This window comes from Bacillus sp. FSL R7-0685, from assembly GCF_038002425.1.
Taxonomy (GTDB): domain Bacteria; phylum Bacillota; class Bacilli; order Bacillales; family Bacillaceae; genus Bacillus; species Bacillus subtilis.
In genome coordinates, this window is sequence record NZ_JBBOCN010000001.1 from 1,722,439 (window position 1) to 1,742,960 (window position 20,522).

A 20,522-nucleotide genomic window follows, 5' to 3' on the forward strand; every position below is an offset into this window, starting at 1 on the left:
AGAGGTGATTGAATTGAGTATGAGAGCAAACCGTGTCGGCGAGCAGATGAAAAAAGAACTCGGTGATATTATCAGCCGCAAGCTGAAAGACCCGAGAATTGGTTTTCTGACAGTAACGGATGTACGTGTATCAGGTGATTTGCAAATTGCAAAGGTGTATATCTCGGTTCTCGGTGACGAGAAAAAACGGGAAGAAGCGCTGAAAGGACTGGCAAAAGCGAAAGGATTTATCCGATCCGAAATCGGCAGCCGCATCAGACTTCGAAAAACGCCTGAAATTGAATTTGAGTTCGATGAATCAATCGATTACGGGAATCGGATCGAAACACTGATTCACGAATTACATTCAGAGAAACCATCTGAATAAAAAATGAGAGGATAGGCGTATATCGTCTGTCCTCTTTCTTCGTTTAAAAGAAAAAAGTTAAAAAAGAAGGAGTGAAAGGCAAATGGTTAACGGAGTTCTCCTTTTACATAAACCTGTTGGCATGACATCGCACGACTGTGTCATGAAGATCCGAAAGCTGTTAAAAACAAAAAAAGTAGGACATACAGGAACGCTCGATCCGGAAGTGTCAGGCGTGCTTCCGATTTGTGTAGGAAGAGCGACAAAAATAGTCGAATACTTAACTGAAAAATCTAAAACGTATGATGCAGAAATAACGCTTGGCTTTTCAACCACAACAGAGGATCAAACCGGAGAAACGGTGGAAACAAAGCCTGTCAATCACGACATTGATAAAGCGGATGTAGAAAAGGTTTTAAACAGTTTAAAGGGGAAACAAGAACAAATTCCGCCCATGTATTCCGCTGTAAAAGTAAACGGCAAAAAATTATACGAATACGCAAGAGCGGGGATTGAAGTAGAACGTCCGAAACGTATGATAACCATTGAAGACATTGCCCTGACGACAGAGATTAAACATCATGGAGAAACCGCAAGCTTCCGGTTTACAGTGACTTGCTCCAAAGGGACCTATGTAAGGACGCTGGCGGTCATGATCGGAGAAAAGCTCGGATATCCGGCTCATATGTCTCATTTAATCCGTACGGCATCCGGAGATTTTTCTCTCGACGAATGCTTTACTTTTGATGAGCTCGAAGCACAGGCCCAATCCGGAACCGTGGAAGAGCATACAGTTCCTATTGAACGTGCGCTCAATCATTTGCCGAAATGGATCATAAGTGATACATTAGCTAAGAAAGTAGAAAATGGGGCTTTGCTTGAGACGCCCGAGCAGTTTTCTGAAATGACAAGTGAAGACCGTATCGCCGTCTTTACTGAATCCGGAACCTGTTTGGCGATCTATTTCCCTCATCCTGCAAAAAAAGGGCTGTTAAAGCCGGCAAAAGTATTGATGCAAAAAAGCGAACAATAGAAAAAAGGTGACCGTTCTGTGAAGACGATACATATTACACATCCTCATCATTTAATAAAAGAGGAGCAGGCAAAATCAGTGATGGCGTTAGGATATTTTGACGGCGTTCATCTCGGGCATCAAAAGGTAATCGGCACAGCGAAGCAAATAGCCGAAGAAAAAGGTCTGACATTGGCTGTGATGACCTTTCACCCCCATCCTTCCCACGTGTTGGGCAGAGATAAGGAACCAAAGGATCTGATTACGCCTCTTGAAGACAAAATAAACCAAATTGAACAATTAGGCACAGAAGTTCTGTATGTCGTTAAATTTAATGAAGTGTTTGCTTCTCTTTCTCCTAAGCAGTTTATAGACCAGTATATTATCGGTCTTAATGTGCAGCACGCAGTGGCAGGCTTTGACTTTACGTACGGCAAATACGGCAAGGGGACAATGGAGACCATGCCGGATGATTTAGACGGAAAAGCTGGGTGCACAATGGTAGAAAAATTGACGGAGCAGGATAAAAAAATCAGTTCTTCGTATATCCGTACCGCGCTTCAAAACGGAGATGTTGAATTGGCGAATGTCTTGCTTGGACAGCCTTATTTTATTAAAGGAATTGTCATTCATGGTGATAAAAGAGGGCGGACCATCGGGTTTCCGACAGCAAATGTGGGTTTAAATAACAGCTATATCGTTCCGCCCACAGGTGTATATGCCGTAAAAGCGGAAGTGAACGGCGAAGTTTACAATGGTGTTTGCAATATTGGCTATAAGCCGACGTTTTATGAAAAGCGCCCTGAGCAGCCTTCCATCGAGGTCAATCTGTTTGATTTCGATCAGGAGGTATATGGAGCCGCTATAAAAATCGAATGGTATAAACGGATTCGGAGCGAGCGGAAATTCAATGGCATCAAAGAATTAACTGAGCAAATTGAGAAAGATAAGCAGGAAGCCATTCGTTATTTCAGCAATTTGCGGAAATAACTTGCAACGCACGCAAATTTTATTCTAAAATATTTGCATATAGGCACGATTTTTAGTATGATAGTTTTCGTAGTCTTAAAACCATTGCTTGGCAATCCGAAGTCACCGACGGTTGCTAGGTAACTGGGGCTAAATATGATTTGGAGGTGAAACAGGATGGCAATTACTCAAGAGCGTAAAAACCAACTCATCAATGAGTTCAAAACACACGAATCTGATACTGGATCTCCAGAAGTTCAGATCGCTATCCTAACTGACTCAATTAACAACTTGAACGAGCATTTACGTACTCACAAGAAAGACCACCACTCACGTCGCGGTCTTCTTAAAATGGTAGGTAAGCGTCGTAATCTTCTTACGTATCTGCGTAATAAAGACGTAACTCGTTACCGTGAGTTAATTAACAAACTAGGCTTACGTCGATAATCGTAAAAAGCGGGAGGATTCCCGCTTTTTTATCGTATTAAAGCGAAATTTCTTATAACAAATCATTGAAATCCTTTTACATACTACTTTGACATTGATATGTTCAATTCATTTCGTTCATAATAGGAGTAATTGATTATTTCACACAACGAAGAGAGGAGTTCGTAATTGTATGGGACAAGAAAAACATGTCTTTACCATAGATTGGGCCGGAAGAACGCTAACTGTTGAAACCGGCCAGCTTGCCAAACAGGCAAATGGTGCTGTGATGATCCGCTACGGTGATACAGCAGTACTTAGTACAGCAACCGCTTCAAAAGAACCTAAACCGCTTGATTTCTTCCCTCTTACTGTAAACTATGAAGAAAGATTATATGCGGTAGGGAAAATTCCGGGCGGATTTATTAAAAGAGAAGGACGTCCAAGTGAAAAAGCGGTTCTTGCCAGCCGTTTAATTGACCGTCCGATCCGTCCTTTGTTTGCCGATGGATTCCGTAATGAAGTTCAAGTCATCAGCATTGTCATGAGTGTTGACCAAAACTGCTCTTCAGAAATGGCTGCCATGTTCGGTTCATCTCTTGCACTTTCTGTATCGGATATTCCGTTTGAAGGACCGATTGCAGGGGTTACTGTCGGACGCATTGATGATCAATTTATCATTAACCCGACAGTCGATCAGCTTGAAAAAAGCGATATCAATCTTGTCGTTGCCGGCACGAAAGATGCGATTAACATGGTAGAAGCGGGAGCGGACGAAGTTCCTGAGGAAATCATGCTTGAGGCCATTATGTTCGGCCATGAAGAGATTAAACGCCTGATTGCATTCCAAGAAGAAATTGTTGCAGCAGTCGGCAAAGAGAAATCTGAAATTAAGCTCTTTGAAATTGATGAAGAGCTTAATGAAAAAGTAAAAGCTTTGGCAGAAGAGGATCTGCTGAAAGCCATCCAAGTTCATGAAAAGCATGCCCGTGAAGATGCCATTAACGAAGTGAAGAACGCAGTTGTGGCAAAATTCGAGGATGAAGAACATGATGAAGACACAATCAAGCAAGTGAAGCAGATTTTATCCAAGCTGGTGAAAAATGAAGTTCGCCGCCTGATTACTGAAGAGAAAGTAAGACCGGATGGCCGCGGTGTCGATCAAATCCGCCCGCTCTCTTCAGAGGTTGGCCTCTTGCCAAGAACGCACGGTTCAGGTCTATTTACAAGGGGACAAACTCAGGCCCTCAGCGTATGTACGCTAGGTGCTCTGGGAGATGTGCAAATCCTTGACGGCTTAGGTGTCGAAGAGTCGAAACGGTTTATGCATCATTACAACTTCCCGCAATTCAGCGTTGGGGAAACAGGACCGATGCGCGGACCGGGACGTCGTGAAATCGGACACGGAGCACTGGGTGAGCGTGCGCTTGAGCCAGTTATTCCGTCTGAAAAAGACTTCCCTTATACTGTCCGTCTTGTTTCAGAAGTGCTTGAATCAAACGGTTCTACATCTCAAGCAAGCATTTGCGCAAGCACACTTGCAATGATGGATGCCGGTGTACCGATTAAAGCGCCAGTTGCTGGTATTGCGATGGGTCTTGTCAAATCAGGCGAACATTACACTGTCTTGACTGACATCCAAGGCATGGAAGACGCGCTGGGAGATATGGACTTTAAAGTAGCGGGAACTGAAAAAGGCGTAACGGCCCTGCAAATGGACATTAAAATTGAAGGCCTTTCCAGAGAGATTCTTGAAGAAGCGCTTCAGCAGGCGAAAAAGGGCAGAATGGAAATCCTCAACAGCATGCTTGCAACATTAAGCGAATCAAGAAAAGAGCTTTCTCGATATGCGCCTAAGATCTTAACAATGACCATTAATCCTGATAAAATCCGCGATGTCATCGGACCAAGCGGAAAACAAATCAATAAGATCATCGAAGAAACCGGTGTTAAAATTGATATTGAGCAGGACGGCACAATCTTTATTTCCTCTACAGATGAAAGCGGCAACCAAAAAGCGAAAAAAATCATCGAAGACCTTGTGAGAGAGGTTGAAGTCGGCCAACTTTACCTAGGTAAAGTGAAACGGATTGAAAAATTCGGGGCTTTCGTTGAAATTTTCAGCGGAAAAGACGGTTTGGTGCACATTTCAGAGCTTGCGCTTGAACGCGTAGGGAAAGTTGAAGATGTTGTGAAAATCGGAGACGAGATTCTTGTCAAAGTCACTGAAATTGATAAACAAGGACGAGTGAATTTATCTCGCAAAGCGGTGCTCCGTGAAGAGAAAGAAAAAGAAGAACAACAATCTTAAATGAAAACATAAAAGGAGCCTGGGAGACCCGGCTTCTTTATTTTGAAGCTTTTCAAAAGCAGGCGGGTTCTACCTTGTCCTTCTCCTTCATAATGTGAGATGAGGGGGGACAGAACATGTACAAAAAATTTGTACCGTTTGCCGTTTTTTTATTTCTTTTTTTTGTCTCATTTGAGATGATGGAAAATCCGCATGCACTTGATTATATAGGGGCAATGAAAAAAGATACGGTGACTGTCACGGCGTCAAAAGACCCGTTATATGAAGAATTGCTTCAAAAAGCGCCGGAGTACGAAGTTAAGCCCCAGAATGCAAGAATTGATAAAGTGTGGAAAAGCATTCCAGGCTACAATGGATTAAAGGTCAATATTGAACAATCATATAAAAAAATGAAACAGCATGGTGAGTTTCGGGAAAAAGATTTGGTGTACAGTCAAGTAAAACCAAGTGTTCATCTTGAGTCACTTCAGCCTGAGCCTATTTATAAAGGAAATCCTGACAAACCGATGGTGGCTTTTTTAATCAATGTGGCATGGGGAAATGAGTATTTGGAAAAAATGCTTCCTATTCTGCAAAAGCACCAGGTTAAAGCTACGTTCTTTTTAGAAGGCAATTGGGTGAGAAAAAATGAACAGCTCGCTAAGAAGATTGCAAAAGACGGACATGAAATCGGAAATCATTCATACAATCATCCGGATATGAGCAAACTGACTACAGGAAGAATTTCCGAGCAGCTCGACAAGACTAATGAACAAATAGAACAAACGATCGGTGTTAAGCCAAAGTGGTTCGCTCCGCCGAGCGGAAGTTTCAGAAAAGCGGTTATCGACATTGCAGCAGAGAAACAGATGGGAACAGTCATGTGGACAGTTGATACAATCGATTGGCAAAAGCCGGCTCCGTCTGTACTTCAGACGAGAGTGTTAAGCAAGATACATAATGGTGCCATGATTTTAATGCATCCGACTGACCCTACGGCGGAAAGTCTTGAAGCGCTGATTACAAAGATAAAAGACAAAGGATATGCGCTTGGAACAGTCACTGAACTAATGGATGAAACAAGACTATTGAAGTAACAGATGAAGGCAGCTTGTCTTTGAATAGGAGGAACAAATTTGATTAAACGATATACGTGTCAAAATGGTGTAAGAATTGTGCTGGAAAATAATCCGACAGTCCGTTCTGTTGCGATCGGCGTATGGATCGGCACAGGTTCGAGACATGAAACGCCGGAGATAAACGGAATTTCTCACTTTTTAGAGCACATGTTCTTTAAAGGGACGAGCACAAAATCTGCACGCGAGATAGCAGAATCTTTTGATCGTATTGGCGGCCAGGTCAATGCGTTTACTTCAAAGGAATATACCTGCTACTATGCAAAGGTGCTTGACGAGCATGCGAATTACGCGCTGGACGTATTAGCAGATATGTTCTTTCATTCAACGTTTGATGAAAACGAGCTGAAAAAAGAGAAAAATGTAGTATATGAAGAAATTAAAATGTACGAAGATGCGCCGGACGACATTGTACATGATTTACTGAGCAAAGCCACTTACGGCAATCATTCTTTAGGCTACCCAATTCTAGGCACGGAAGAAACGCTTGCTTCCTTTAACGGTGACTCTCTCAGACAATACATGCATGATTATTATACGCCGGACCGAGTGGTGATTTCGGTAGCGGGCAATATATCTGACAGTTTTATCAAAGATGTAGAAAAATGGTTCGGGTCATACGAGGCGAAGGGCAAAGCGACAGGCCTTGAGAAGCCTGAGTTCCACACGGAAAAACTGACGAGAAAAAAAGAAACAGAGCAGGCTCATTTGTGCCTTGGATTTAAAGGCTTAGAGGTTGGCCATGAACGTATTTATGATTTAATCGTCCTCAACAATGTGCTCGGAGGCAGCATGAGCAGCCGGCTGTTCCAAGATGTGCGTGAAGATAAAGGACTTGCTTATTCTGTTTACAGCTATCACAGCTCATATGAAGACAGCGGAATGCTAACGATTTACGGCGGAACGGGTGCAAATCAGCTTCAGCAGCTGTCGGAAACAATTCAAGAAACCCTTGCCACATTAAAACGTGACGGCATTACCTCGAAAGAACTGGAAAACAGCAAAGAGCAAATGAAGGGAAGCTTAATGCTGAGCTTAGAAAGCACAAACAGCAAAATGAGCCGAAACGGAAAAAATGAACTGCTGCTCGGCAAACATAAAACATTAGATGAAATCATCAATGAATTAAACGCCGTGAACTTAGAGCGTGTTAACGGCCTTGCCAGACAATTGTTTACTGAAGACTATGCATTAGCACTTATCAGCCCTTCCGGCAATATGCCGTCTTAAAATGGAAAGCTTGCTCCATAATGGAGCAGGCATTTTTTAATCCCTTTCATCATACATAGTACAAGGGGGTGACAGACATGCGGCTCAGTGAATTATCGGGAAAGGAAATTGTAGACATCAAAAGAGCTGAACGGCTCGGAGTGCTCGGCCAGACCGATTTGGAAATCAATGAACAGGATGGACAGATTACAGCACTCCTCATTCCCACAGTTAAGTGGTTTGGTTTGAGAAAGCAAGGTCATGACATTCGTGTCCCATGGCATCATATTCAAAAGATCGGTTCAGATATGATTATATTAGATGTACCTGAGGAAATGCCTCCCCGACAAGAGTAAATAGCCCAATTGACTGTGAAGCGGGCTCTAAAGAAAACATCTGAAACATCGGCTGCCGGAGCCGATGTTTTTTTATATGGAAAAAGCGCATCTTTTATATTCACCGGTATTTCCTTTTGATCATAAGATGAAGGGGAGCTTAACAACTAGAGATCCAGTATATACAAAGAAGGTGAACGTTTAGAATGTTAACCGGATTGAAAATTGCAGTTATCGGCGGTGACGCAAGACAGCTCGAAATTATAAGAAAGCTCACTGAACAGCAGGCTGACATCTATCTTGTCGGTTTTGACCAATTGGATCACGGTTTTACCGGGGCAGTAAAATGCAATATTGATGAAATTCCTTTTCAGCAAATAGACAGCATCATTCTTCCAGTATCCGCGACAACAGGAGAAGGTGTCGTATCAACTGTATTTTCGAATGAAGAAGTTGTGTTAAAACAGGACCATCTCGACAGAACGCCTGCACATTGTGTCATTTTCTCAGGAATTTCTAACGCCTATTTAGAAAACATTGCAGCTCAGGCAAAAAGAAAACTTGTTAAGCTGTTTGAGCGGGATGACATTGCGATATACAACTCTATTCCGACAGTAGAAGGAACGATCATGCTGGCTATTCAGCACACGGATTATACGATACACGGATCACAGGTGGCCGTTCTCGGTCTGGGGCGCACCGGGATGACGATTGCCCGTACATTTGCCGCGCTCGGAGCGAATGTAAAAGTGGGGGCAAGAAGTTCAGCGCATCTGGCACGTATCACTGAAATGGGGCTCGTTCCTTTTCATACCGATGAGCTGAAAGAGCATGTAAAAGATATAGATATTTGCATTAATACCATACCGAGTATGATTTTAAATCAAGCGGTACTTTCTAGCATGACACCAAAAACCTTAATATTGGATCTGGCCTCACGTCCCGGGGGAACGGATTTTAAATATGCCGAGAAACAAGGGATTAAAGCACTTCTTGCTCCCGGGCTTCCAGGGATTGTCGCTCCTAAAACAGCTGGGCAAATCCTTGCAAACGTCTTGAGCAAGCTTTTGGCTGAAATACAAGCTGAGGAGGGGAAATAAGGATGTCGTCATTAAAAGGAAAAAGAATCGGGTTTGGGCTGACCGGGTCGCATTGCACATATGAAGCGGTTTTCCCGCAAATTGAGGCGTTGGTCAACGAAGGAGCTGAAGTCCGTCCGGTTGTCACATTTAATGTGAAATCCACAAATACCCGATTTGGAGAGGGCGCAGAATGGGTTAAAAAAATTGAAGACCTGACTGGATATGAGGCCATTGATTCGATTGTAAAGGCAGAACCTCTTGGGCCGAAGCTGCCCCTTGACTGCATGGTCATTGCGCCTTTAACAGGCAATTCAATGAGCAAGCTGGCAAATGCCATGACGGACAGCCCGGTGCTGATGGCGGCAAAAGCGACAATCCGAAACAATCGGCCTGTCGTTCTGGGTATCTCGACAAATGATGCTCTTGGTTTAAACGGAACAAATTTAATGAGGCTCATGTCAACAAAAAATATCTTTTTTATTCCATTCGGGCAAGACGATCCCTTTAAAAAACCGAATTCAATGGTAGCCAAAATGGATCTGCTACCGCAAACGATTGAAAAGGCACTCATGCACCAGCAGCTTCAGCCGATTCTAGTTGAGAATTATCAGGGAAATGACTAAATTTACAGAAAATCTTTCCCAAACTAAAAAATTCGGTCATCACCCGCATATTCTATGGTAAAATAAAACGTAAAATCATAGTCAAATCAATTCAATGAAGCTGATTGGCGGAAGGAGTTTTACAGATGGGAAGAGGTTTACACGTAGCTGTTGTCGGAGCGACAGGGGCTGTGGGACAACAAATGCTTAAAACACTTGAAGACAGAAACTTTGAAATGGACACACTTACATTGCTATCTTCAAAACGCTCTGCGGGGACAAAAGTCACGTTTAAAGGCCGAGAGCTGACTGTTCAGGAAGCTTCTCCTGAGAGCTTTGAAGGGGTAAATATTGCTTTGTTCAGCGCCGGCGGAAGCGTATCACAAGCATTGGCACCAGAAGCTGTAAAACGCGGCGCTATTGTTATAGATAATACGAGCGCGTTCCGCATGGATGAAAATACACCGCTTGTTGTGCCAGAAGTGAATGAGGCAGACTTGCATGAACACAATGGCATTATTGCCAATCCAAACTGCTCTACAATCCAAATGGTTGCGGCACTTGAACCGATCCGCAAAGCATATGGCTTAAACAAAGTCATCGTATCAACTTACCAGGCAGTATCAGGAGCGGGTAATGAAGCTGTAAAAGAGCTTTACAGCCAAACACAGGCGATTTTAAATAAAGAAGAAATAGAGCCTGAGATCATGCCTGTAAAAGGTGACAAAAAACACTATCAAATCGCCTTCAACGCGATTCCGCAAATCGATAAATTCCAAGATAACGGCTATACGTTTGAGGAAATGAAAATGATAAATGAAACGAAAAAAATCATGCACATGCCTGATCTTCAAGTAGCGGCTACATGTGTGAGACTGCCAATCCAAACTGGGCACTCAGAGTCCGTCTACATCGAAATAGACCGTGATGACGCTACAGTTGAAGATATTAAAAATCTATTGAAAGAAGCTCCGGGCGTGACACTTCAGGATGATCCAAGCCAGCAGCTTTATCCGATGCCTGCTGATGCTGTCGGCAAAAACGATGTGTTTGTGGGCCGCATCCGCAAAGACTTGGACAGAGCAAACGGTTTTCATTTATGGGTTGTTTCTGATAACCTATTAAAAGGCGCGGCATGGAACTCTGTTCAAATTGCAGAAAGCCTGAAAAAACTAAACCTCGTATAAAAGAGAGAATTTTCTAAAGACGAATAGAAGAGAGTAAGGCGCTATCAGCCTGCTCTCTTCTGTTACGTCCGAATAATTTGGAGTGAAAACAGTGAAGATAATTGTTCAAAAGTTCGGCGGAACATCAGTAAAAGATGATAAAGGCCGCAAACTGGCTTTAGGGCATATTAAAGAAGCAATCAGTGAAGGATATAAGGTTGTCGTTGTCGTTTCAGCGATGGGCCGAAAAGGAGACCCGTATGCAACAGATTCTTTGCTTGGGCTGCTTTACGGCGATCAGTCAGCGATTTCTCCTAGGGAACAGGATTTGCTTTTATCTTGCGGAGAGACTATTTCCTCTGTCGTCTTTACAAGCATGCTGCTTGATAACGGTGTGAAAGCAGCTGCGCTGACAGGGGCTCAGGCTGGCTTTTTAACGAATGATCAGCATACCAATGCGAAAATCATTGAAATGAAACCGGAGCGTTTATTCAGTGTGCTCGCCAATCATGATGCGGTAGTCGTCGCAGGCTTCCAGGGCGCAACTGAAAAGGGTGATACAACTACAATCGGCAGAGGGGGCAGCGATACGTCTGCAGCCGCACTCGGAGCAGCTGTTGATGCGGAATACATCGATATTTTCACCGATGTAGAAGGTGTGATGACTGCTGACCCAAGAGTGGTGGAAAATGCAAAACCGCTTCCTGTTGTGACGTATACGGAAATCTGCAACCTGGCGTATCAGGGGGCCAAGGTCATTCATCCGCGTGCGGTGGAAATCGCAATGCAGGCCAAGGTTCCGATCCGCGTCCGTTCGACTTATTCGAATGATAAAGGTACATTGGTGACATCACATCACTCTTCCAAGGTCGGCAGTGATGTTTTTGAAAGGCTGATTACGGGAATCGCACATGTCAAAGATGTCACGCAGTTCAAAGTGCCTGCGAAAATCGGCCAGTATAATGTTCAGACTGAAGTGTTCAAGGCTATGGCAAACGCTGGAATCAGTGTCGATTTCTTTAACATTACACCTAGTGAAATCGTCTATACGGTAGCCGGAAATAAAACAGAAACAGCTCAGCGTATTTTAATGGATATGGGCTATGATCCAATGGTGACGAGAAACTGCGCGAAGGTATCGGCGGTCGGCGCGGGCATTATGGGTGTTCCCGGTGTTACGTCCAAAATTGTATCGGCTCTTTCAGAAAAAGAAATTCCGATCCTTCAGTCGGCTGACAGCCATACGACGATATGGGTGCTCGTCCATGAAGCGGATATGGTTCCTGCTGTAAACGCTTTGCATGAAGTGTTTGAACTTTCGAAGTAAATGTGATTGAATCATGATGAGGTGAATAAAATGAATTTCGGAAATGTGTCTACAGCGATGATTACACCCTTTGACAATAAAGGGAACGTAGACTTTCAAAAACTGTCTACACTGATTGATTACTTGTTGAAAAACGGAACGGATTCTTTAGTAGTAGCGGGAACAACTGGAGAATCTCCGACCCTTTCAACTGAAGAAAAAATTGCGCTTTTTGAATATACAGTAAAAGAAGTAAACGGACGGGTGCCCGTTATCGCTGGTACTGGAAGCAACAACACGAAAGATTCCATTAAGCTGACAAAAAAAGCTGAGGAAGCGGGCGTGGACGCTGTTATGCTTGTTACCCCGTATTACAATAAACCTTCTCAAGAGGGAATGTACCAGCATTTTAAAGCAATTGCGGCAGAGACATCTCTTCCGGTTATGCTCTATAATGTTCCTGGCCGTACGGTTGCTTCTCTTGCTCCTGAAACGACGATCCGTTTGGCGGCAGACATTCCGAATGTGGTTGCGATTAAAGAAGCGAGCGGAGACCTCGAAGCGATTACAAAAATTATTGCTGAAACACCTGAAGACTTCTATGTCTATTCAGGGGATGATGCCCTGACGCTTCCAATTCTTTCAGTTGGAGGAAGAGGAGTTGTATCAGTGGCGAGCCATATTGCAGGCACTGATATGCAGCAAATGATCAAAAATTATACGAATGGGCAAACAGCTAATGCGGCACTGATTCATCAGAAACTGCTGCCGATTATGAAGGAACTGTTTAAAGCGCCTAATCCTGCTCCAGTCAAAACAGCGCTTCAGCTGAGAGGTCTTGATGTCGGTTCTGTGCGTCTGCCTCTAGTCCCGTTAACTGAGGATGAACGTCTGAGCTTAAGCAGCACGATCAGCGAACTGTAAGAAAATTTCATACAGTGAAACAAACGCGGTCATTCTCATATTCAGCTGAGTTTGACCGTTTCTTTTACATATTGGTTTTCCCTAAACCTTCTGCTTTATCTTGTTTTCTAAATTTACTTTCAGTTATAATAGGAACAAGTGATGATGGACGGGTATGAGACTAGGAGGATATAGATTTTGAAAAAGAAAAATACAGAAAACGTTAGAATTATCGCCCTTGGCGGTGTCGGAGAGATTGGGAAGAACCTTTATGTCATTGAAATTGACTCAGACATATTTGTCGTTGATGCCGGCCTTATGCATCCAGAAAACGAAATGCTCGGTATTGATGTAGTGATTCCTGACATATCATATTTGATTGAACGGGCTGACCGCGTCAAGGCAATCTTTTTAACGCACGGGCACGATGAAAATATCGGCGGCGTTTTTTACTTATTAAACAAGCTGTCCGTTCCAGTGTACGGAACAAAATTGACGCTTGCACTGTTAAGAGAGAAATTAAAACAATACGGACATAACCGAAAAACTGATTTAAGAGAAATTCACTCCAAATCTGTCATTACATTTGAATCAACAAAAGTATCGTTCTTTAGAACGATTCACAGCATTCCTGATTCTGTAGGTGTGAGCTTTAAAACATCACTTGGATCTATTGTATGCACGGGAGACTTCAAATTTGACCAAACACCTGCACTTAATCAGACGTGCGACATTGGCGAGATCGCCAAGATCGGCAATAGCGGCGTGCTCGCTCTGCTTTCTGACAGTGCAAATGCGGAACGGCCGGGTTACACCCCTTCGGAAGCGGCTGTCAGCGGAGAAATTTCGGATGCGCTGTATAATTCACAGAACCGGGTGATTATTGCTGTTTTCGCATCCAATATTAACCGGATTCAGCAAGTCATTCATGCAGCGGCTCAAAATGGCAGAAAGATTGCCGTAGCCGGAAAAAATCTTCAATCTGTCCTGCAGCTGGCAAGAAAATTAGGATACATTGAAGCAGATGATGAATTGTTTATTTCTGTACAGGATGTCAAAAAATATCCGAAGCGCGAAGTGGCTATTATTACAGCCGGAAGCCAAGGTGAACCATTAGCTGCTTTGACAAGAATGGCAAACAAAGCTCACAAACAGCTGAACATTGAAGAAGGGGATACGGTGGTCATTGCGTCAACTCCGATTCCCGGGCAGGAACTCATTTACTCTAAAACAGTAGATCTTCTTGCGAGAGCCGGTGCACAAGTCATCTTTGCCCAAAAGCGTGTTCATGTATCAGGCCACGGCTCACAAGAAGAGTTAAAGCTGATGATCAACCTGCTTAAACCAAAATATTTGATTCCTGTAAACGGCGAATACAGAATGCAAAAAGCTCATTCAAAAATCGCTGAAGAAACCGGCATGAAGCGCAGTGACATCTTCTTAATTGAAAAAGGCGACGTCGTTGAATTCCGCGGCCAAAACGTAAAAATTGGGGATAAAGTTCCTTACGGCAATATTTTAATTGATGGTTTAGGTGTCGGTGATATCGGCAATATCGTATTGAGAGACCGCCGCTTGCTTTCACAGGACGGAATTTTAATCGTTGTCATTACACTTGATAAACAAAAGAAACATCTTGTATCAGGACCAGAAATTATCACTCGCGGCTTTGTTTATGTAAGAGAGTCTGAAGGTCTTATCGTACAGGCTACTGAGCTTGTCCGGTCCATCGTGACAGAAGCGACTGAAACATCAAATGTCGAATGGTCAACGTTGAAGCAGGCAATGCGGGATGCTTTGAACCAATTCCTTTATGAAAAAACGAAACGTAAACCGATGATCATCCCAATTATTATGGAAGTATAATGACTGACTAAAGACCGGAGCTGCTCCGGTCTTTATTTTTTGTCCTTCAAGCCGGGATTGAATGAAGTATCTTTGTTCATAATACAAAGAGAAACTCGGAAAGGATGAAAGCGAGATGGATCATCGTATGGAAAACACAGAAGAAGAGCGTCCTGAAAAAAATGATGCGAAGGACAGCATTATGAATAAAATACAGCAGCTTGGTGAAACGACGCTTCCGCAGCTGCCCCAAGATACAAATATTCATTGTCTGACCATTATCGGACAAATTGAAGGCCATGTTCAGCTTCCTCCGCAAAACAAAACAACAAAATATGAGCATGTCATCCCGCAGATTGTGGCAATTGAACAAAATCCTAAAATTGAAGGCTTGCTGATCATATTAAATACTGTCGGAGGAGATGTTGAAGCTGGTCTTGCAATAGCGGAAATGCTTGCATCTTTATCGAAACCGACCGTTTCTATCGTGCTTGGCGGGGGACATTCCATCGGCGTTCCGATTGCTGTATCCTGTGATTACAGCTATATCGCCGAAACAGCAACGATGACGATTCATCCAGTTAGGCTCACCGGGCTGGTCATCGGGGTGCCGCAAACGTTTGAATACCTAGATAAGATGCAAGAAAGAGTTGTTAAATTTGTGACAAGCCATTCCAATATAACCGAAGAGAAGTTTAAAGAGCTAATGTTTTCAAAAGGAAACTTAACACGCGATATCGGAACAAATGTGGTCGGTAAGGATGCAGTTAAATACGGATTGATCGATCACGCAGGCGGTGTCGGACAGGCAATCAATAAACTGAATGAGCTCATCGATGAAGCAAGGAAAGAAGAAGGACGGATGATTCAATGATTCTTTATACCGTGATGCCGCAGGAAATTGTGTTTGCAGAACAGAACCAAGAGACAAGCGCACATGAGCAAATTGAATATAAAGGTGTACCGCTTCTAGTCGAAATGAAAGGGAATGAAGCGGAAGTCATTCAAATCATGAGCACCAATCCAATGCATTTTCTGCATCCGGACATTTCACCGGGACAAAAGCTGAAATTAAACGTATAAGAATCCAACCCTTTTTTAAGGGCAAAATATGCTATAATAGGGGAATCCTACAGAAAAAACGCAGCCTGTAAACGGCTGCTTTCTTCATTATGTATGAACTTACATTTTTTAACGCAGTAAGGTGATGAGTGTGGCAAAGAAAAAACGAAAATCAAGAAAAAAACAGGCGAAACAGCTCAATATAAAATACGAGCTCAACGGATTGCTGTGTATAGCCATTTCAATTATCGCAATCTTGCAGCTGGGGGTAGTCGGGCAAACGTTTATCTATTTGTTCCGCTTTTTTGCTGGAGAGTGGTTTATTTTATGCTTGTTAGGTTTATTGGTGTTAGGAGTCTCACTGTTTTGGAAGAAAAAAACCCCAAGCCTTTTAACGAGACGAAAGGCCGGGTTGTACTGTATTATCGCAAGCATATTGCTGCTTTCTCACGTGCAGCTATTTAAAAATTTGACGCACAAAGGGTCTATTGAGTCTGCAAGCGTGGTGCGCAATACGTGGGAATTGTTTTTAATGGACATGAATGGCAGCTCTGCTTCACCTGATTTAGGCGGAGGAATGATCGGTGCGCTGCTGTTTGCGGCTTCACACTTTTTGTTTGCGTCGACTGGTTCTCAGATCATGGCAATTGTCATGATTTTGATCGGAATGATTTTAGTAACAGGACGCTCGCTACAAGAAACGCTAAAAAAGTGGATGAGCCCGATTGGACGTTTTATAAAAGAACAATGGTTAGCATTTATTGATGATATGAAATCCTTCAAATCAAATATGCAGTCATCGAAAAAAACGAAAGCGCCGAGCAAAAAACAAAAACCGGCCCGCAAAAAACAGCAAATGGAACCGGAGCCTCCTGATGAAGAGGGGGATTATGAAACAGTATCGCCTCTTATTCATTCAGAGCCGATTATCTCAAGCTTTTCTGATCGTAATGAAGAGGAAGAGTCTCCAGTTATAGAAAAGCGCGCCGAACCTGTGTCGAAGCCGCTTCAGGACATCCAACCGGAGACAGGTGACAAGGAAATTGTTTCTGCTCCTCCTATGACCTTTACAGAGCTCGAAAATAAGGATTACGAGATGCCGTCACTGGATCTGCTGGCAGATCCGAAGCATACCGGCCAGCAGGCTGATAAAAAGAATATTTATGAAAATGCGAGAAAGCTTGAACGCACATTCCAAAGCTTTGGCGTAAAGGCGAAAGTCACACAGGTTCATCTCGGACCGGCCGTAACAAAATATGAAGTATATCCTGATGTCGGAGTGAAGGTTAGCAAAATTGTCAATTTAAGCGATGATTTAGCGCTTGCGCTTGCTGCGAAGGATATCAGGATCGAAGCGCCTATACCAGGCAAATCAGCAATCGGAATTGAAGTTCCAAACGCAGAAGTGGCAATGGTTTCGCTGAAGGAAGTGCTGGAGTCTAAATTGAATGACAGACCGGATGCGAAGCTGTTAATTGGACTCGGCCGCAATATTTCAGGTGAAGCTGTATTGGCTGAGTTAAACAAGATGCCCCACCTTTTGGTCGCAGGCGCAACCGGTAGCGGGAAAAGTGTCTGTGTCAACGGCATTATTACAAGTATTTTAATGCGCGCGAAACCGCATGAAGTGAAAATGATGATGATCGATCCTAAAATGGTAGAGCTCAATGTCTACAATGGGATTCCGCATTTGCTTGCTCCGGTTGTAACCGATCCGAAAAAAGCGTCGCAGGCTTTGAAAAAGGTTGTCAATGAAATGGAGCGGCGGTACGAATTATTTTCTCATACGGGTACAAGAAATATTGAAGGATACAATGATTATATAAAACGCGCCAACAATGAAGAAGGAGCGAAACAGCCAGAGCTGCCCTATATTGTTGTCATTGTGGACGAGCTTGCCGATCTCATGATGGTCGCTTCATCCGATGTGGAAGATTCGATTACGAGATTGTCCCAAATGGCGCGGGCTGCCGGCATCCATCTTATTATTGCGACACAGCGGCCATCGGTGGATGTTATCACAGGGGTGATCAAAGCGAACATTCCGTCACGAATCGCGTTCAGCGTATCTTCACAGACGGATTCAAGGACCATTCTTGACATGGGTGGCGCTGAGAAGCTTCTTGGCCGCGGCGATATGCTGTTTTTACCTGTAGGGGCTAACAAACCTGTCCGTGTGCAGGGAGCATTTTTGTCGGATGACGAAGTGGAGAAGGTCGTCGACCATGTGATTACGCAGCAGAAAGCGCAATATCAAGAAGAAATGATTCCTGAGGAGACAACTGAAACTCATTCCGAGGTTACTGATGAACTTTATGATGAAGCTGTTGAATTAATTGTCGGCATGCAGACGGCATCTGTTTCAATGCTGCAAAGAAGATTCAGAATCGGCTATACGAGAGCGGCGCGCCTGATTGACGCAATGGAGGAACGCGGCGTTGTCGGACCGTATGAAGGCAGCAAACCTAGGGAAGTATTATTATCAAAAGAGAAATATGATGAGCTCTCTTCTTAATGAAGGGAGTTCCGCTTTCTATAGTTGCCAATAATAACATTATGTAAACTGATCACCTTTCTATTTATTTTTTCGACAAAACATGATATAGTTGTCCCAATTGTTCAATAATTTTTATCGAAAGTGGTTTACGGAGGGGAAACATGTCTACAAAAGCTGATAATCGGCACTTGTATTTGAAAGTAATTGAACGAATTAAAGAGGATATAAAAAATGGGATCTACACTGAGAAGGAAAAGCTGCCTTCTGAATTTGAGCTTTCCAAAAAGCTTGGTGTCAGCAGAGCGACGCTAAGAGAAGCCTTGCGGATACTGGAAGAAGAGCATGTGATTATCAGAAGGCATGGTGTAGGCACTTTTGTCCATTCTAAGCCGTTATTTCTTTCGGGCATTGAACAGCTGAACAGTGTAACCAAGATGATAGAACAGGCGAATATGACCCCTGGCACGATTTTTCTATCATCACAAGTGCTTATGCCGTCTGAAGATGATACGAAGAGATTTCACTTGGCAGAAGGGCAAGAACTTTTTTACCTTGAACGAGTCAGGACAGCTGACGGACAGCCGATTGTGTATTGTATAGACAAAATTCCAATGAATATTTTGCCGAATTCTTTTTCTCATCAGCAAGAATCTATGTTTGACCTGCTTGAGAAAAATTCAGGCTCCGTAATCAGCTATGCAGTAACTGATATAGAACCGATCGGCTATCACGATACCATCTCTCCAGTACTTGAATGCGATCCGGAAACAGCTCTTTTGCTGTTAAAACAAACCCATTACGATCAGCACGATAAACCGGTGCTTTATTCTTTAAATTATTTTAGAGCAGATAAATTCAGATTTCATGTTTTGCGTAAACGATTCTAAAAACGGACGCCTGTATGTGTCTGTTTTTTTATTTGCACTGATTCATGTTTCTTTGTACATACTTTCATTCCGGTTAACGCAATATATAAGAGATGACAAGAAAGTGAATGGGTGAAAATGTTGAGAGAGAAAAATGGAATGAAAAATATTATTGCATTGTCTTCCGTCCCGCTTGTGATGACACTCGGGAACTCCATGCTGATTCCTGTTCTTCCGATGATGGAGAAAAAGCTGTCTGTGACTTCATTTCAAGTGTCTTTAATCATTACTGTATACTCAGTAGTAGCAATTATTTGCATTCCGATTGCCGGATATTTGTCGGATCGTTTCGGGAGGAAAAAAATATTGCTTCCATGCCTCCTCATTGCAGGATTGGGGGGAGCCGTAGCTGCTTTTGCCTCGACCTATATGAAAAATCCTTATGCTATGATCTTGGCGGGACGGGTTCTTCAAGGCATTGGTTCTGCAGGTGCCGCTCCGATCGTCATGCCGTTTATCGGCGACCTGTTTAAAGGAGACGATGAAAAGGTCAGCGCCGGTCTTGGCGATATTGAAACCGCCAACACGTCAGGGAAGGTACTGAGTCCCATACTTGGAGCCTTACTGGCTTCTTGGTATTGGTTTGTACCGTTTTGGTTTATTCCGTTTTTCTGTTTGATCAGCTTTTTGCTCGTATTGTTTTTGGTGGCCAAGCCTGAAGAAGATGAAGATGCGCCTGCTGTTTCTGAGTTTATTAAGAGTGTGAAGAAAATCTTTAAACAAGATGGTCGCTGGCTTTATACGGTCTTCATTATCGGGTGTGTCATTATGTTTTTGTTATTTGGCGTATTATTTTATTTATCAGATACGCTGGAGAACAAGTATGCCATTGACGGAGTAGCTAAAGGCGGATTACTGGCAATCCCACTTTTGTTTTTGTCAACCAGTTCTTTTATAGCTGGCAAAAAGATCGGTAAAGATAAAGGTCGAATGAAATTTTGCGTTGTTACAGGAATGATTCTGTTAACCCTTTCGTTTATTGCCTTGTGGTGGAACCACAGTTTTTATTTTTTATTTGTCTTTTTAAGCTTTGGCGGGATTGGGATTGGAATGGCTCTTCCTGCTTTAGATGCATTGATAACCGAAGGGATTGAAAGTGAACAATGCGGAACCATTTCCTCCTTCTACAATAGCATGCGCTTTATAGGAGTAGCTCTCGGTCCACCTGTTTTTGCTGCATTAATGTCTAATGCAAACTGGATTATTTTCATACTCTCGGCGTTTTGCAGCATCGTTTCTTTATTTTTAGTGCTCTTTACTGTAGATGCTAAAAAAAGTGAAGAAGAAGAAAAAAACTTAGGGACGGTCTAGCCAGCCGTCTTTTTTTGCGCTTTCTTGCACAGTTTACAACTGTACCTATACAGCATGCGGAGGTTATTGTTTCCTTATAAATCCTACAGTTGCTATAAT

Annotated in this window: 19 protein-coding genes; all 19 read left to right on the top strand. The window is 43.1% G+C overall.

What is annotated here, in order from left to right; translation table 11 throughout:
* Nucleotides 1–13 precede the first annotated feature (13 nt).
* On the top strand, nucleotides 14–367 hold the full coding sequence (gene rbfA, locus MKY50_RS09085) for a 30S ribosome-binding factor RbfA (protein ID WP_009967251.1): 354 nt from the start codon (nucleotides 14–16) through the stop codon (nucleotides 365–367).
* Nucleotides 368–449: 82 nt separating this feature from the next.
* A complete protein-coding gene (truB, locus tag MKY50_RS09090) occupies nucleotides 450–1,379 on the top strand; it encodes a tRNA pseudouridine(55) synthase TruB (protein ID WP_015252083.1) in 930 nt (309 codons plus the stop codon).
* 18 nt (nucleotides 1,380–1,397) lie between these two features.
* Complete coding sequence (gene ribF / locus MKY50_RS09095; RefSeq protein WP_014476827.1) at nucleotides 1,398–2,348, top strand: bifunctional riboflavin kinase/FAD synthetase; 951 nt, start codon at nucleotides 1,398–1,400, stop codon at nucleotides 2,346–2,348.
* A 156-nt stretch (nucleotides 2,349–2,504) separates the two neighbouring features.
* Nucleotides 2,505–2,774: a 30S ribosomal protein S15 gene (gene rpsO / locus MKY50_RS09100; RefSeq protein WP_003220957.1), complete on the top strand. Its 270-nt coding sequence runs from the start codon at nucleotides 2,505–2,507 to the stop codon at nucleotides 2,772–2,774.
* A gap of 172 nt (nucleotides 2,775–2,946) precedes the next feature.
* A complete protein-coding gene (pnp, locus tag MKY50_RS09105; RefSeq protein WP_003231897.1) occupies nucleotides 2,947–5,064 on the top strand; it encodes a polyribonucleotide nucleotidyltransferase in 2,118 nt (705 codons plus the stop codon).
* 116 nt (nucleotides 5,065–5,180) lie between these two features.
* Nucleotides 5,181–6,140 (top strand): polysaccharide deacetylase family protein, encoded by a 960-nt coding sequence (locus MKY50_RS09110; protein ID WP_341116505.1) that lies wholly within the window; start codon nucleotides 5,181–5,183, stop codon nucleotides 6,138–6,140.
* Nucleotides 6,141–6,179: 39 nt separating this feature from the next.
* Nucleotides 6,180–7,409 (top strand): M16 family metallopeptidase, encoded by a 1,230-nt coding sequence (locus tag MKY50_RS09115; protein ID WP_003245717.1) that lies wholly within the window; start codon nucleotides 6,180–6,182, stop codon nucleotides 7,407–7,409.
* A gap of 77 nt (nucleotides 7,410–7,486) precedes the next feature.
* On the top strand, nucleotides 7,487–7,744 hold the full coding sequence (locus tag MKY50_RS09120; protein WP_003231890.1) for a YlmC/YmxH family sporulation protein: 258 nt from the start codon (nucleotides 7,487–7,489) through the stop codon (nucleotides 7,742–7,744).
* Nucleotides 7,745–7,929: 185 nt separating this feature from the next.
* Nucleotides 7,930–8,823 (top strand): dipicolinic acid synthetase subunit A, encoded by an 894-nt coding sequence (dpaA, locus tag MKY50_RS09125; protein WP_326147559.1) that lies wholly within the window; start codon nucleotides 7,930–7,932, stop codon nucleotides 8,821–8,823.
* 2 nt (nucleotides 8,824–8,825) lie between these two features.
* Nucleotides 8,826–9,428 carry a dipicolinate synthase subunit B gene (gene dpaB, locus MKY50_RS09130; RefSeq protein WP_003231884.1) on the top strand — a complete coding sequence of 201 codons (603 nt, stop codon included), beginning with the start codon at nucleotides 8,826–8,828 and terminating at the stop codon, nucleotides 9,426–9,428.
* Between the two features lie 125 nt (nucleotides 9,429–9,553).
* Entirely contained in the window at nucleotides 9,554–10,594 is a 1,041-nt protein-coding gene (gene asd, locus MKY50_RS09135; RefSeq protein ID WP_231834274.1) for an aspartate-semialdehyde dehydrogenase, read from the top strand.
* Between the two features lie 91 nt (nucleotides 10,595–10,685).
* A complete protein-coding gene (gene dapG, locus MKY50_RS09140) occupies nucleotides 10,686–11,900 on the top strand; it encodes an aspartate kinase (RefSeq protein WP_015483233.1) in 1,215 nt (404 codons plus the stop codon).
* 30 nt (nucleotides 11,901–11,930) lie between these two features.
* Nucleotides 11,931–12,803 (top strand): 4-hydroxy-tetrahydrodipicolinate synthase, encoded by an 873-nt coding sequence (gene dapA / locus MKY50_RS09145; protein ID WP_003245816.1) that lies wholly within the window; start codon nucleotides 11,931–11,933, stop codon nucleotides 12,801–12,803.
* Between the two features lie 177 nt (nucleotides 12,804–12,980).
* Entirely contained in the window at nucleotides 12,981–14,648 is a 1,668-nt protein-coding gene (gene rnjB, locus MKY50_RS09150; protein ID WP_003231875.1) for a ribonuclease J2, read from the top strand.
* 115 nt (nucleotides 14,649–14,763) lie between these two features.
* Nucleotides 14,764–15,501: a translocation-enhancing protein TepA gene (gene tepA, locus MKY50_RS09155; RefSeq protein ID WP_003245712.1), complete on the top strand. Its 738-nt coding sequence runs from the start codon at nucleotides 14,764–14,766 to the stop codon at nucleotides 15,499–15,501.
* Entirely contained in the window at nucleotides 15,498–15,710 is a 213-nt protein-coding gene (gene tepJ, locus MKY50_RS09160) for a TepA modulator TepJ (protein WP_003231871.1), read from the top strand. The genes tepA and tepJ overlap by 4 nt, the downstream gene beginning before the upstream one ends.
* A 130-nt stretch (nucleotides 15,711–15,840) precedes the next feature.
* A complete protein-coding gene (gene spoIIIE, locus MKY50_RS09165; RefSeq protein WP_341116509.1) occupies nucleotides 15,841–18,204 on the top strand; it encodes a DNA translocase SpoIIIE in 2,364 nt (787 codons plus the stop codon).
* Nucleotides 18,205–18,347: 143 nt separating this feature from the next.
* Nucleotides 18,348–19,073, top strand: coding sequence for a GntR family transcriptional regulator (locus MKY50_RS09170; protein ID WP_003245732.1), 726 nt, complete (start codon nucleotides 18,348–18,350; stop codon nucleotides 19,071–19,073).
* A 138-nt stretch (nucleotides 19,074–19,211) separates the two neighbouring features.
* The gene (gene bcbE / locus MKY50_RS09175; RefSeq protein ID WP_031600514.1) at nucleotides 19,212–20,423 is read left to right on the top strand and encodes a bacillibactin exporter BcbE; all 1,212 of its coding nucleotides are present in this window, start codon (nucleotides 19,212–19,214) and stop codon (nucleotides 20,421–20,423) included.
* The last annotated feature ends 99 nt before the right edge of the window (nucleotides 20,424–20,522 follow it).